Raw genomic sequence first — 12731 nt, 5'->3', positions numbered from 1 at the left:
CCGCGCGAGCTGGCGAGGCGATACCGGTAGGCTCCGAGAAGGTCGGGCGCGCACCGGGCCGCAAGGCACAGGCTAAGCTTGGCCACGGCGGCCCGCGTCCGGGCCGGGGAAAGCCGCATGACCGCCAGCACGCCGCTGCTCGCCACCTTCGCCGCCTACCTGTTGCTGATGGTCGGCATCGGATTCGCGGCGTGGCGTTCCACGCGCAGTTTCGACGACTACATCCTCGGCGGACGCTCGCTGGGCAGCTACGTCACCGCGCTGTCGGCAGGCGCCTCGGACATGAGCGGGTGGCTGCTGCTCGGACTGCCCGGGGCGCTGTATGCCAGCGGCCTGTCGGAGGCATGGATCGCCATCGGCCTCACCCTGGGAGCCTGGTGCAACTGGAAATTCGTCGCCGGGCCGCTGCGCGTCTACACCGAACGCTCCCATAACGCGCTGACCCTGCCGGACTACTTCACCCATCGCTTCGCCGACGACAGCCGGCTGCTGCGGATCTTCTCGGCGCTGGTGATCCTGCTGTTCTTCGCGGTGTACTGCGCCAGCGGGATCGTGGCCGGCGCGCGCCTGTTCGAGAGCGTGTTCGGGCTGCCGTACGCGCAAGCGCTGTGGTGGGGCGCGGCGGCGACGATCCTGTACACCCTGGTCGGCGGATTCCTGGCGGTCAGCTGGACAGACACCGTGCAGGGGACGTTGATGATCTTCGCGCTGCTGCTGGCGCCGATGTTCGTGCTGATCGGCAATGGTGGCTGGCACGAGACCCGCATCCTGATCGAACGGGTCGATCCGGCGCGCCTGCAGTGGATCGGCGCTGGCGGCGGGATCGCGGTGGTGTCGGCGCTGGCCTGGGGCCTGGGCTATTTCGGCCAGCCGCACATCCTCGCCCGTTTCATGGCCGCCGACGATTTGGGGACGATCCCGAAGGCGCGTCGCATCGGCATGGCCTGGATGATCGCGTGCCTGCTCGGCGCGGTCGCGGTGGGCCTGTTGGGCATCGGCTATTTCGCCGGGCACCCGGGCCAGGCCGCGGACATGGTGCGCGAGAACCCCGAGCGCGTGTTCATCGCGCTGGCGCAGGCGCTGTTCAACCCTTGGGTCGCCGGCGTGCTGCTGTCGGCGATCCTGGCCGCGATCATGAGCACGCTGTCGTGCCAGTTGCTGGTGTGTTCCAGTGCGCTCACCGAGGACCTTTACCGCGGCTTCCTGCGTCCGCGCGCCAGCCAGCGCGAGCTGGTGTGGTTCGGCCGGGCGATGGTGCTGGCGGTGGCGTTGCTTGCGATCTGGATCGCGCGCGATCCGGACAGCCGCGTGCTCGGCCTGGTCAGCTACGCCTGGGCCGGGTTCGGCGCCGCGTTCGGCCCGGTGGTGCTGTTCTCGCTGTCGTGGAAGCGGATGACCCGCAACGGCGCGCTGGCCGGGATGCTGGTCGGCGCGGTCACCGTGATCGCCTGGAAGCTGGTCGCCGTGGAACGGATGGGCAGCGCGCTGTACGAAATCGTGCCGGGATTCATCGCCGCATCGCTGGCGATCGTGGTCGCCAGCCTGCTCGATCGCGCGCCGCCGGCGCCAGTGCAGGCGACCCACGATGCCGTTCGCGCGGAGCTCGACGCGAGCGGATACTGACCCTCGTCATTTCGAGCGTGGCGCGGAACCCCCGCGGCAGCACCGACCGTTCGCGCTCGCAGCGTGCCCTCGCGCCGACCGCGGGACATCCGGAAGCAACGCACTCTCCGACACGATGACCATCGACACCCGTCCCCGCGCCATCGCCTTGATGGGCCCGACCGCCTCGGGCAAGAGCGCGCTCGCGCTGGAGTGGGCGCAGCGGCTGGGCGGCGAGATCGTCAGCGTCGATTCCGCGCTGGTATATCGCGGCCTCGACATCGGCGCGGCCAAGCCGAGCCCGGCAGAGCGCGCCCGCGTGCCGCACCACCTGCTCGACCTGCGTGATCCCTGGCAGGCGTATTCGGCGGCCGAGTTCGCGCGGGACGCGCGCGTTGTGATCGAAGGCATCGTCGCACGCGGCCGGCTGCCGGTCCTGGCGGGCGGAACCGGGCTGTACTTCCGCGCGCTGCTGCACGGGCTGGCGGAGATGCCGGCCGCCGACCCGGATGTGCGTGCCCGGATCTCGCGTGAAGCCGGCACGCGCGGCTGGGCGGCACTGCATGCCGAGTTGGCGACGATCGACCCGGTCGCCGCGGCGCGCATCCACGAGACCGACGCGCAGCGTATCCAGCGCGCACTGGAAGTGCACCGCATCAGCGGCCGCACGATCAGCGACTGGCAGCGGGACGCCAGCCGGAGCCGGTTGCCGTTGCGGGTACTGCCGTTGGTGCTGGCGCCGGACGATCGCGCCGTGCTGCACGCCAGGATCGAACGGCGCTTCGACGCGATGCTGGCGCAGGGCTTCCTCGACGAAGTCCGTGCCCTGCGCGCGCTGCCGCAGTTGCGCGCGCACCCGGCGCCGCTGCAACTGCCGGCTCTCCGCGCGGTCGGCTACCGCCAGGCCTGGGAATACCTCGACGGGGCCACCGATGCGGGCGGATTCCGCGACCGCGCCATCTTCGCCACCCGCCAGCTCGCCAAGCGCCAGCTCACCTGGCTGCGCGGCGAGTTGGGTGCGCGCTGGTTCGATCCGGAGGCCGGGCGGACGGGCCTGGAGCGCGCGCTCGACGCGTTCCTGGAGTGCGCCGGCAAAGGCTGAACGGGACGCGGTTCGCACCCCGCGCGGCAGGGCATGCGTTACCATCGGGCCGTTGCCGCCACGGGGAGTGGGTCGGGCGATGCGGCCTCGGCACAAGATCGGGCCGGAATAACAAATATAGAAAATCGGGGAAAAACGATATGTCCAAGGGGCAATCCTTGCAGGACCCGTTCCTGAACGCACTGCGGCGCGAGCGCGTGCCGGTCTCGATCTACCTCGTCAACGGCATCAAGCTGCAGGGCACGGTCGAATCCTTCGACCAGTTCGTGGTGCTGCTGCGCAATACCGTCAGCCAGATGGTCTACAAGCACGCGATCTCGACCGTGGTGCCGGCGCGCAACGTGCGCGTGGGCCCGACCGGCCCGGCCTCCACCGGCGAGGCGGACGAGGACGCCGGGGGCGGCGACGAAGCCGAATAGGCGGCGGTCCCCCGAGCACGGGCGCCGGTCGAGGGGAACCGCCCGCAGCCCTTGATTCATCGGGCCTGGCACCGCATCTAGTGATGCCAGGCCGCAGCGGAGATTCCCGCCCTTGTTCGAACGTTCCCGCAAGGGTGAAAACGCGCTGCTGATCCAGCCGCATGCCGGCGGCCCGCCGGACGAAGGCGCGGTGGAGGAGTTCGCCGACCTGGCGCGCTCGGCCGGCGCCACCGTCGCCGCGCTGGTCAATGCACGCATCGACCGCCCGAATCCGTCGACCCTGATCGGCAGCGGCAAGCTCGAGGAGGTCAGGGCCGCCTGCGACGCCACCGGCGCCGACCTGGTGCTGGTCAACCATGCGTTGTCGCCTGGCCAGGAGCGCAACCTCGAGAAGGCACTGGAGCGTCGCGTCGTCGACCGCACCGGGTTGATCCTGGACATCTTCTCGCAACGCGCGCGCAGCGCCGAAGGCAAGCTCCAGGTCGAACTGGCCCAGCTCAGCCACATGGCCACCCGCCTGGTCCGCGGCTGGACCCACCTGGAGCGCCAGCGCGGCGGTTCGATCGGCCTGCGCGGCCCCGGCGAAACCCAGCTGGAAACCGACCGCCGCCTGCTGCAGAAGCGCGTCGAACAGCTGCAGAAGCGGCTCGACAAGGTCGAGGTGCAGCGCACCCAGATGCGGCGCGCGCGCGTGCGCAGCGAATTGCCGCGCGTCGCGCTGGTCGGCTACACCAATGCCGGCAAGTCGACCCTGTTCAACGCCCTCAGCGGCGCCGACGCCTACGCCGACGACCGCCTGTTCGCCACCCTGGACCCGACCGTGCGCCGGATCGCATTGCCCACCGGCAACGTGGTGCTGGCCGACACCGTCGGCTTCGTCCGCGACCTGCCGCACGAACTGGTGGCCGCGTTCCGCTCGACCCTCAGCGAGGCGCGCGAAGCCGACCTGCTGCTGCACGTGATCGACGCCGCCGATCCTCTGCGCGATGAACGCATCGCGCAGGTCGATGCGGTATTGGCGGAGATCGGCGCCGGCGAGATCCCGCAATTGCTGGTCTACAACAAGATCGACAGGATCGACGGCGGCGAGGGCGCGCGCCACGACCTGCCCGGCGGCATGCCGGGCCACGGCGTGCGCGAGCGCGTCTGGATTTCCGCGCGCGAGGGGTTGGGGCTCGACGTGCTGCGCAACGCCCTGGGCCAGCGCCTGGGCCTGCGCCGCATCCATGGCGAAGTGCAGCTGCCGCCGGAGGCTGGCCGCCTGCGCGCGCGCCTGCACGCCCTCGGCGCGGTGCGCGGCGAAACCCATGACGAACAGGGCTGGCGGCTGAGCCTGGACCTTGCCCACGCCGACGCCATGCGCATCGCCGCGCATGCCGATGGCGCGCCGCTGCGGGCGCTTTTGCTTGAGGCTGGCGGTAGCCCCCCCTAGAATCATCACGGGATCCAAGGGATCCAGTTGCGGCCCAGGGAGGGACCGCGCGGCGACCGGCGTTGATGCCGGTTGTCGGGACCGGCCCGGATGATTGCCGGGCCGCACGCGGAGGTCGGGCACGATGCCCGGTTTCCCGCCTCAACCACGGAGCAGGCATGGCCTGGAACATTCCCGGCGGGTCCGGCAAGGACGGCCGCAACCCGCGCCAGCGCGGCAATGGCGGCAACGCCGTCGAACGCCTGCTCGAGCCGCTGCGCGGCCTGTTCGGCGGCGGTGCCGGCGCCGGCCGCTGGATCGCGATCGCGCTGGTGCTGTGGCTGGCCTTCAACTGCTTCGTGCTGGTGGCCGAGCAGCAGCGCGGCGTGGTGTTGCGCTTCGGTCAGATGGCGCGGGTGATGCAGCCCGGGCCGCATTTCAAGTGGCCGTGGCCGGTGGAGCGCGTGTTCAAGGTCAACGCGACCCAGATCAAGACCTTCAGCGACACGCTGCCGGTGCTGACCAGCGACGAGAACATCGTCAGCGTCGAGGTCAACGTGCAGTACCGGGTCGCCGATCCGGAGCTGTACCTGTTCGGCACCCGCGATGCCGACCAGATGTTGCAGCAGGCCACCCTCAGCGCGGTGCGCGAGCAGGTCGGCCGCTCCGACCTGGACACCGTGCTCAGTGCCCGCGCCGCGCTGTCGGTATCGGCCAAGCAGCGCCTGGAAGCGGCGCTCAAGGCCTACAAGACCGGCCTGGCGGTGACCGAGTTGAACCTGCCCAACGCGCGTCCGCCGGAAGAGGTCAAGCCGGCCTTCGACGACGTCAACAGCGCGCAGCAGGACAAGGACCGGCTGACCAGCGAGGCGGAAGCCTACGCCGCCAAGATCGTGCCCGAGGCGCGCGGCCAGGCTGCGCGCGTGCGCACCGTCGCCGAGGGCTACAAGGCGGCGTCGATCGACCGCGCCACCGGTGACGCCACCCGCTTCTCGCTGCTGCTGGACCAGTACCAGGCCGCCCCCGAGGTCACCCGCAAGCGGTTGTGGCTGGAGACGGTGCAGCAGGTCCTGTCCGAGAACCGCAAGGTGGTCGGCGGAGACGGCAGGCAGTTGATCTACGTGCCGATGCCGTCGGGTGCGGGTGGGTCGACCGCCACCGCGCCACCGCTGCTGCCGGCCGACGTCGTCGCGCCGGCGGTGGATGCCGCCGGCAACCAGCGCCCCGCGCGCAGTCCGCGCCCGAACGGCCGCGAGGAGTCAATGCCATGAAGTTTTCCGTCTGGGTCCCGGTCGTCGTCGCCGCGCTGCTGGCGCTGCTGGGCTCGGTCTACGTTGTCAACGAAGGCCACACCGCGATCGTCCTGAACCTCGGGCGCCTGGCGCGGACCGACATCGGCCCCGGCCTGCATTTCAAGGTGCCGCTGGTGGAAAGCGTGCGCGTCTTCGACCGTCGCCTGCAGGTGCTCGATGCCGAGCCCGAGCGCTACCTGACCTCGGAGAAGAAGGACGTCAGCGTCGACTTTTTCGCCATCGGCTACATCGACGACGTGCGAGCGTTCTACCGCGCCACCGGCGGCGACGAATCGATCGCCGTGCAACGGCTGGCCCCGATCATCAAGGACGCCCTGCGCAACGAGATCAATGCGCGCACGCTCAAGCAGGCGGTCTCCGGCGATCGGTCCGCGATCGTCGATGCGCAACTGGCGGCGATCAACCGCGGCGCGGCCAACCTGGGCATCCGCATCGACGATCTGCGGATCAAGCGCATCGACCTGCCCGAGGGCGGCGACGTGATCCGCGACGTCTACAGGCGCATGAGCGCGCAACGCCAGCAGGTCGCCAGCAAGCTGCGCGCCGAGGGCGACGAGGCGTCGCAGAAGATCCGGTCCGAAGCCGACCGCCAGCAGGCAGTGATCATCGCCGAAGCCGAGCGCGATGCGCAGAAGCTGCGCGGCGAAGGCGACGCGGAGGCCGCCCGCATCTATGCCAGGGCCTACGAGCGCGACCCCGCCTTCTACGCCTTCCACCGCAGCCTGGAGGCGTATCGCAAGTCGTTCGCCGACGGCAACGCGGTGATGGTGCTGGAGCGCAACGACCCGTTCCTGCAATACCTGCGCAGCGACCGCTGACCCTTGGCCGCTGCAGGCACGCCGGATCACGTCCCGGCACGAATCTCCCGGAGCCGCCGATGAGCGACCTGTGGTCGGCGTTGTGCCTGGTGGCGGTGCTGGAAGGGCTGTTCCTGTTCGCGGCGCCAGCGGCCTGGAAGCGCGCCGCCGAACAATTGCATGCCTTGCCCAACCGTCACGTCCGCGCCATCGGCGGCATCGTCGTGGGCGCCGGCCTGCTGGCGCTGTTCCTGGTCCGCGGCGCCTAGCCGTCCGGCCCGGCGGCCCCCTGGCAGCGCGGGCCGCGGCGGGATTGCCGACGCGGCTGGCCCCGTCGGCCCAAAACCCGGATAATGCGCAAAAGCCGGCCGGGGACCGCCCCGCCGGCTTTTTCCGTGTCTGTCCATTGGTGTGGGAGCGGCTCCAGCCGCGGGCTTTACCGACATCCGGCGGCACGGAAGCGCTCGCGGCTGAAGCCGCCCCACACAGTGCAATGCAGCCGGAGTCGTGCCATGGGTCAGTCAGTCGTCGTTCTCGGTGCCCAGTGGGGCGATGAAGGCAAGGGCAAGATCGTCGACCTGCTGACGCAGGACATCGGCGCGGTCGTGCGCTTCCAGGGCGGCCACAACGCCGGCCACACGCTGGTGATCGGCGGCAAGAAGACCGTGCTGCACCTGATCCCGTCCGGCATCCTGCGCGACGATGCGCTGTGCCTGATCGGCAACGGCGTGGTGTTGCACCCCGGCGCGCTGAAGAAGGAAATCGGCGAGCTCGAGGCCAACGGCGTCGAAGTGCGTTCGCGGCTCAGGATCAGCCCGGCCACGCCGATCATCATGCCGTACCACATTGCCCTCGACCAGGCACGCGAGAAGGCCGCCGGCGGCGCCGCCATCGGCACCACCGGGCGCGGCATCGGGCCCGCCTACGAAGACAAGGTCGCGCGTCGCGGCATCCGCGTGGCCGACCTGAGCTATCCGAAGGAACTCGCCGAGAAACTGCGCGCCACGCTCGACTACCACAACTTCGTGCTGACCCAGTACCTCAAGGTCGAGCCGGTCGACTTCCAGCAGACGCTGGACGAAGCGCTGGCCTTCGGCGAATACATCGAGCCGATGAAGTCCGATGTCGCCGGCACCCTGCACGAACTGCGCAAGCAGGGCAAGCGGGTGCTGTTCGAAGGCGCGCAGGGCTCGCTGCTGGACATCGACCACGGCACCTATCCGTACGTCACCTCGTCCAATACCACCATCGGCGGCGCGCTCGCCGGCGCCGGCGTCGGTGCGGACGCGATCGACTACGTGCTCGGCATCGCCAAGGCCTACGCCACCCGCGTCGGCGGCGGCCCGTTCCCGACCGAGCTCGACGACGCCGTCGGCCAGGGCCTGCGCGATCGCGGAGCCGAATACGGCGCCACCACCGGCCGCCCGCGCCGCTGCGGCTGGATGGACATCGTCGCGCTCAAGCGCGCGGTGGCGATCAACGGCATCAGCGGCCTGTGCATCACCAAGCTCGACGTGCTCGACGGCATGGACAAGCTGAAGATCTGCATCGCCTACGAATACCGCGGCAAGCGCACCGAGTACGCGCCGCTCGACGCTGCCGGCTGGGACGAATGCACGCCGGTGTACCTCGAGTTCCCCGGCTGGCAGGAAAGCACCCACGGCATCACCGAGTGGGACAAGCTGCCGCCCGCCGCGCGCGCCTACCTGCGCGCGCTGGAAGAACTCGCGGGCAGCCCGCTTGCGATCGTCAGCACCGGTCCCGACCGCGACGCCAACATCGTGCTGCGCGATCCCTGGGGCTGAACGGTTCAGCCGGCAGGCGAGGCACGACTGGCTGTTTCGTGTTGCAGGCCGGTGCCGCTCGGCCCCGAGTCGATCGCCGCGGGCCGCGCGGCGGCCGGGGCGGTTGAAGGGATGGTTACTTGCCCCCTGACTTGCGCTAGCGTGGGCAACCGCACGCGGCCGCCAGACCACACCCGAATGAACGAGCTCGATCGCCGGCCTTCCACGCTCGCACCCATTGCCGATGCGGACTACCGGCTGATGGTGGAAACGGTCAGCGACTACGCGATCTTCATGCTCGACCCGGCGGGCCTGATCCGCTCCTGGAACATCGGTGCGCGGCGGCTTACGGGCTACGCCGCCGACGAGGTGATCGGCCACAGCTTCGAGATGTTCTATCCGCAGGACCAGCTCGACATCGGCTTGCCACGACACGAACTCGAGGGTGCGCTGCGACTGGGACGGATCGAGGACGAAGGCTGGCGCTTGCGCAAGGACGGAAGCCGCTTCTGGGCCAATGTCGTGATCACCGCGCTGCGCGACGGCGAGGGCGGCCACCGGGGTTTCGCCAAGGTCACCCGCGACCTCAGCGCGCGGCGCGAACACGAGGAGCTGTTGCGCCAGAGCGAGGAGATGTTCCGGCTGATGGTCGAAGGCGTGCGCGACTACGCAATCTTCATGCTCGATCCGCAAGGCCACATCATCAGCTGGAACCTCGGCGCGCAGATCACCAAGGGATACACGGCCGAGGAAATCATCGGCCAGCATTTCTCGGTGTTCTATCCGCAGGAGCAGCGCGATCGCGATTGGCCGGGGCAGGAACTGGTGCTGGCCCTGCGCGACGGTCGCCTCGAGGACGAAGGCTGGCGCCTGCGCAAGGATGGCAGCCGCTTCTGGGCCAACGTCGTGATCACCGCGCTGTACGACGGCAATGGCCGGCACCGGGGTTTCGCCAAGGTCACGCGCGACCTCACGCGGCAACGGCGCATCGACATACTGGAACACGAGGGCCGCCACCTGCAGCAATTCATCGCGATGCTCGGCCACGAGCTGCGCAACCCGCTGGCCGCGATCGCCAACGCCACCGCCCTGCTGCAGGCGGTGGAACCGCCGCCGCCCCGGTTGCGCGACCTGCGCGCGCTGATGTCGCGACAGGTCGCGCACCTGCGACGGCTGATCGACGACCTGCTCGATGTCGGCCGCATCGTCAGCGGCAAGGTGCACCTGGAACGCACGCCGCTGCGCCTGCAGCAGGTGGTCGAGGAGTCCGTGGAAGCCAGCGCGCCGGAACTGGACAAGCGCGGGCAGCAGCTTGTGATCGACGTGGAACCCGAGCCGCTATGGGTGCTGGGCGACAAGGTGCGGCTGGTCCAGGTGCTCAACAACCTGCTGCACAACGCCGGCAAGTTCACTCCCGAAGGCGGGCTCGTGCGGATCGCGTTGCGACGCGAGGGCGGCAACCAGGCCGCGCTGCATGTCAGCGACACCGGTTGCGGCATCCCGCCGCAGGAGCTGAACCGCGTGTTCGAACTGTTCCGGCAGGGGGAGCAGGCCGCGACGCCGGGCCATGGCGGGTTCGGCATCGGCCTCAACCTGGTACACCAGGTGGCGCTGCTGCACGACGGCGACGTCAGTGCTTTCAGCACCGGAAGGCCCGGCGAGGGCGCCGAGTTCATCGTCCGCCTGCCGCTGGTCGACGCGCCTGCGGAAGCGGGTTCCTGACCGATCCCCGCGCCTATGCGTCGTTGCGGTGCAGCGAAGGGGTTTTCGCACGCGACCAGCCGCGAAGGCAAAGATGCCAGCCAGCTGAACGGTTCACCGGCAGCGCCGGCGGTTTCACGTGATTGACATGCCCGTTGGTCCACTTTGGTCCGTGGCGACTCTGCCAAGGAACATTTCCCCCACCACGGAGACACAGCAATGACGGATATCAAGAAGGACCACAGCATTGGTGAAGGCACTGGCGCCGGTGCGGGCGCGATCACGGGTGCGGCCGTGGGTTCGGTCGCGGGACCGGTGGGTACGGCAGTCGGCGCGGTGGTCGGCGCGGTGGTCGGCGCGAAGGCCGGCGGCGCGGTCGCCGAGGCGGTCAACCCGACCGAATACACCGAGCATTTCCGCAGCACCTACGAGACGGCCCCGTACTACAGCGCCAATCGCACCTGGAATGATTACGAGCCGGCCTACAAGTACGGCTACGATCGTTACGGCGAGTTCCGCGGCCAAAAGTTCGACGACATCGAATCGAACCTGGAGCGCGACTGGGATGCCACCCGCGGCCGGTCGCAGTTGGCCTGGAACGAAGCGCGTGGCGCCGTGCGCGATGGCTGGCATTACATCGAGCGTGCGATGCCGGGCGATGCCGATCGCGACGGCCGTTGATCGCCAGCATGCAATGACGCAAAGCCCCGCTTCGGCGGGGCTTTTCCTTGCGCTGACGGGAAACCCCGGGCCGCAACGCCGTCCGGCACCGGGCCGGGCACCTCAAATCCCGGCGGAATTCGTCACCTCGACCTCCATCGTCCTCATCACCGCGATCGCGTTGCGGTTGCGCCTGGCGGTGTTGGATGCGGTGCAGTCCTGCGGCACGACCGCAGCGAAGCCACGCATCCTGGCGTCGAACGCGCTGGCCAGCACGCAGGAATCGCCGGCGATGCCGGTAAGGATCACGCGGCCCACGCCAAGCTGGCGCAACAGCACCTCCAGCGGCGTGTTGTAGAACGCCGAATGCTGCGGCTTGAGGATCGCGTAGTCGTCTTCCTCGGGTGGCAACGTGCGTGCCAGCGGCGCGCCCAGGACGTTGTCCTGCGAACAGATTGCGACGAGCTGGCCGAAGTCCTCGCGCCATTGGGTGAAGTTGTCGTTGACGTAGATCGCGGGGATGGCCTTTGCCTTGAGGCGGCGCTTGAGGCGGGCGATGCGGCGGGCGGCCGGCAGCGCCTGGCGCAGCAGGCCGGCACCGCCGGGAAAATCCAGCGCATTGATCATGTCGATGATGATCAGTGCGCTATCGGGCTTGCGGCGCCTGGGCATGGGCGACGCCGCGTCAACCCAGTTCGGCCTTGCGTTGCGCCATGCGCTCGCCGAGCTGCTGCAGTTGCGCCTTGTCCATGAGCTCGCGTGCGCGCGGGAACATTTCCTTTTCCTCCTCGTCGGCGTGATGCTCGACAAGTTCCTTCAGCACCTTCGCCCTGCCCCCGAACTGGTCGGACTGCACGTCGGTGTCCAGCAGGTCGGGCAGCACCAGGTCACCGGCGGCGCGGTGTTCCTCCAACGCCTCGAAGAACATCTTGCCGTCGTCGGCCTTGTCGCTGGCGGCCTTGAATGCCGGATAGAAAATTTCCTCCTCGATCGTGGTGTGCACCCTGATCTCGGTGGCGATCTTCTGCAGCAGCTCGGTACGGGTCTTGAGGGCGCGGTTGGTGGTATCGGCCAGTTCGGTGAGCAGCGCCTTGACCGTCTTGTGGTCCTGCTTCAGCAATGCGATTGCATCCATCGGGAATCTCCATGGGGGGAGTGCCGAATCCTCGCGTCACGCTTCGCAAAGCAACGTGAACATGTCCATGCGGACGGTGCGTCGCCCGCAACGGGATCCGGTGCGTGGATGTAGCTCCCGTGGCGGTGCCGGCCGAGCGGAGCCGGCGCCAGCCCGTTGCCGGCAAGCCCCGGTCCGCCCCATTCACCGCGCCACCACCTGCGCGCGTACACGCTGGGCGCCTGTCCCGAAAGCAGGAGGCCCCATGAACCGCCTCGTTCCAGTCGCCATCGTCGCCCTGGCGACGGCAGGCTGCGCCAGTATTCCCGCGGTCCAGACCGACCACGATCCGGCCGCCGACTTCTCCCGTTACCACAGCTATGCCTGGCGCGAAAAGCCCAGCGGCGGCACTGCCCTGGCGATGCAGCGGATCGTCTCGCGCATCGACGAGCAACTGCAGTCCAAGGGCTGGCGCGAAGTGGACGCGGCCACTGCCGACGTCGCGGTCGCCGCGCACGTCGCCACCCACCAGGAACACCGCCTCGACACGTTCTACGACGGCCCGATGTGGAACGGCTGGGGCTGGTACGGACCGTGGGCCTGGGGCCCGCCGATGGCCTACCAGCGCACCCGCGTGACCAGCTACACCGTGGGCACGCTGGTGGTCGACATGTTCGACGCCCGCAGCAAGCGCGCAGTGTGGAGCGGCATGGCCGAGGACACCATTCCCGGTACCCCGCAGGGGATCAACGCGGACATCGACGCCGCGGTGGCGAAGATGTTCGCCGGCTTCCCGCCGGGTTCGGCCCCGCCGCGATAACGGAGAAG

At 69.2% G+C, this 12731-nt stretch carries 13 protein-coding genes; 11 read left to right on the top strand and 2 right to left on the bottom strand.

Going from position 1 to position 12731, the window contains the following annotated elements; genetic code table 11:
• The first annotated feature begins 117 nt into the window (after positions 1–117).
• The 10 genes from putP to MQC88_RS04200 all read left to right on the top strand — a co-directional run bounded on the left by putP (position 118) and on the right by MQC88_RS04200 (position 10810).
• Entirely contained in the window at positions 118–1623 is a 1506-nt protein-coding gene (gene putP / locus MQC88_RS04245) for a sodium/proline symporter PutP (protein WP_243319363.1), read from the top strand.
• 115 nt (positions 1624–1738) lie between these two features.
• Complete coding sequence (miaA, locus tag MQC88_RS04240) at positions 1739–2704, top strand: tRNA (adenosine(37)-N6)-dimethylallyltransferase MiaA (RefSeq protein WP_243319362.1); 966 nt, start codon at positions 1739–1741, stop codon at positions 2702–2704.
• 140 nt (positions 2705–2844) lie between these two features.
• A complete protein-coding gene (hfq, locus tag MQC88_RS04235; protein ID WP_243319361.1) occupies positions 2845–3123 on the top strand; it encodes an RNA chaperone Hfq in 279 nt (92 codons plus the stop codon).
• 112 nt (positions 3124–3235) lie between these two features.
• Positions 3236–4555 carry a ribosome rescue GTPase HflX gene (hflX, locus tag MQC88_RS04230; RefSeq protein ID WP_243319360.1) on the top strand — a complete coding sequence of 440 codons (1320 nt, stop codon included), beginning with the start codon at positions 3236–3238 and terminating at the stop codon, positions 4553–4555.
• 158 nt (positions 4556–4713) lie between these two features.
• Positions 4714–5805: an FtsH protease activity modulator HflK gene (gene hflK, locus MQC88_RS04225; protein WP_243319359.1), complete on the top strand. Its 1092-nt coding sequence runs from the start codon at positions 4714–4716 to the stop codon at positions 5803–5805.
• Positions 5802–6665, top strand: coding sequence for a protease modulator HflC (gene hflC / locus MQC88_RS04220; RefSeq protein WP_243319358.1), 864 nt, complete (start codon positions 5802–5804; stop codon positions 6663–6665). The genes hflK and hflC overlap by 4 nt, the downstream gene beginning before the upstream one ends.
• Positions 6666–6724: 59 nt before the next feature.
• Positions 6725–6913: a DUF2065 domain-containing protein gene (locus MQC88_RS04215; RefSeq protein ID WP_243319357.1), complete on the top strand. Its 189-nt coding sequence runs from the start codon at positions 6725–6727 to the stop codon at positions 6911–6913.
• Between the two features lie 243 nt (positions 6914–7156).
• Complete coding sequence (locus MQC88_RS04210; RefSeq protein WP_243319356.1) at positions 7157–8449, top strand: adenylosuccinate synthase; 1293 nt, start codon at positions 7157–7159, stop codon at positions 8447–8449.
• Positions 8450–8626: 177 nt separating this feature from the next.
• Positions 8627–10150 carry a sensor histidine kinase gene (locus MQC88_RS04205; protein WP_243319355.1) on the top strand — a complete coding sequence of 508 codons (1524 nt, stop codon included), beginning with the start codon at positions 8627–8629 and terminating at the stop codon, positions 10148–10150.
• A gap of 198 nt (positions 10151–10348) precedes the next feature.
• Complete coding sequence (locus MQC88_RS04200) at positions 10349–10810, top strand: glycine zipper domain-containing protein (RefSeq protein ID WP_243319354.1); 462 nt, start codon at positions 10349–10351, stop codon at positions 10808–10810.
• A gap of 102 nt (positions 10811–10912) precedes the next feature.
• On the opposite strand, the gene MQC88_RS04195 is transcribed toward MQC88_RS04200, so the two are convergent.
• Positions 10913–11461, bottom strand: coding sequence for a cysteine hydrolase family protein (locus MQC88_RS04195; RefSeq protein WP_243319353.1), 549 nt, complete (start codon positions 11459–11461; stop codon positions 10913–10915).
• A 13-nt stretch (positions 11462–11474) separates the two neighbouring features.
• Positions 11475–11924: a PA2171 family ribosome-binding persister protein gene (locus MQC88_RS04190; RefSeq protein WP_243319352.1), complete on the bottom strand. Its 450-nt coding sequence runs from the start codon at positions 11922–11924 to the stop codon at positions 11475–11477.
• A gap of 244 nt (positions 11925–12168) precedes the next feature.
• Here MQC88_RS04190 and MQC88_RS04185 point away from each other — a divergent pair, with 244 nt between their 5' ends.
• The gene (locus MQC88_RS04185; RefSeq protein WP_243319351.1) at positions 12169–12723 is read left to right on the top strand and encodes a DUF4136 domain-containing protein; all 555 of its coding nucleotides are present in this window, start codon (positions 12169–12171) and stop codon (positions 12721–12723) included.
• The last annotated feature ends 8 nt before the right edge of the window (positions 12724–12731 follow it).

Source organism: Cognatiluteimonas sedimenti (assembly GCF_022808325.1).
Lineage (GTDB): Bacteria > Pseudomonadota > Gammaproteobacteria > Xanthomonadales > Xanthomonadaceae > Cognatiluteimonas > Cognatiluteimonas sedimenti.
The sequence above is the reverse complement of the archived record's forward strand: the minus strand, read 5'-3'. Positions and strand labels throughout refer to the sequence as shown.

What these genes read in the sequence shown, in the direction of transcription:
- putP (WP_243319363.1), top strand. Translation starts at nt 118, where the DNA reads ATGACCGCCAGCACGCCGCTGCTCGCCACCTTCGCCGCCTACCTGTTG.
- miaA (WP_243319362.1), top strand. Translation starts at nt 1,739, where the DNA reads ATGACCATCGACACCCGTCCCCGCGCCATCGCCTTGATGGGCCCGACC.
- hfq (WP_243319361.1), top strand. Translation starts at nt 2,845, where the DNA reads ATGTCCAAGGGGCAATCCTTGCAGGACCCGTTCCTGAACGCACTGCGG.
- hflK (WP_243319359.1), top strand. Translation starts at nt 4,714, where the DNA reads ATGGCCTGGAACATTCCCGGCGGGTCCGGCAAGGACGGCCGCAACCCG.
- hflC (WP_243319358.1), top strand. Translation starts at nt 5,802, where the DNA reads ATGAAGTTTTCCGTCTGGGTCCCGGTCGTCGTCGCCGCGCTGCTGGCG.
- MQC88_RS04215 (WP_243319357.1), top strand. Translation starts at nt 6,725, where the DNA reads ATGAGCGACCTGTGGTCGGCGTTGTGCCTGGTGGCGGTGCTGGAAGGG.
- MQC88_RS04210 (WP_243319356.1), top strand. Translation starts at nt 7,157, where the DNA reads ATGGGTCAGTCAGTCGTCGTTCTCGGTGCCCAGTGGGGCGATGAAGGC.
- MQC88_RS04205 (WP_243319355.1), top strand. Translation starts at nt 8,627, where the DNA reads ATGAACGAGCTCGATCGCCGGCCTTCCACGCTCGCACCCATTGCCGAT.
- MQC88_RS04200 (WP_243319354.1), top strand. Translation starts at nt 10,349, where the DNA reads ATGACGGATATCAAGAAGGACCACAGCATTGGTGAAGGCACTGGCGCC.
- MQC88_RS04195 (WP_243319353.1), bottom strand. Translation starts at nt 11,461, where the DNA reads ATGCCCAGGCGCCGCAAGCCCGATAGCGCACTGATCATCATCGACATG.
- MQC88_RS04190 (WP_243319352.1), bottom strand. Translation starts at nt 11,924, where the DNA reads ATGGATGCAATCGCATTGCTGAAGCAGGACCACAAGACGGTCAAGGCG.
- MQC88_RS04185 (WP_243319351.1), top strand. Translation starts at nt 12,169, where the DNA reads ATGAACCGCCTCGTTCCAGTCGCCATCGTCGCCCTGGCGACGGCAGGC.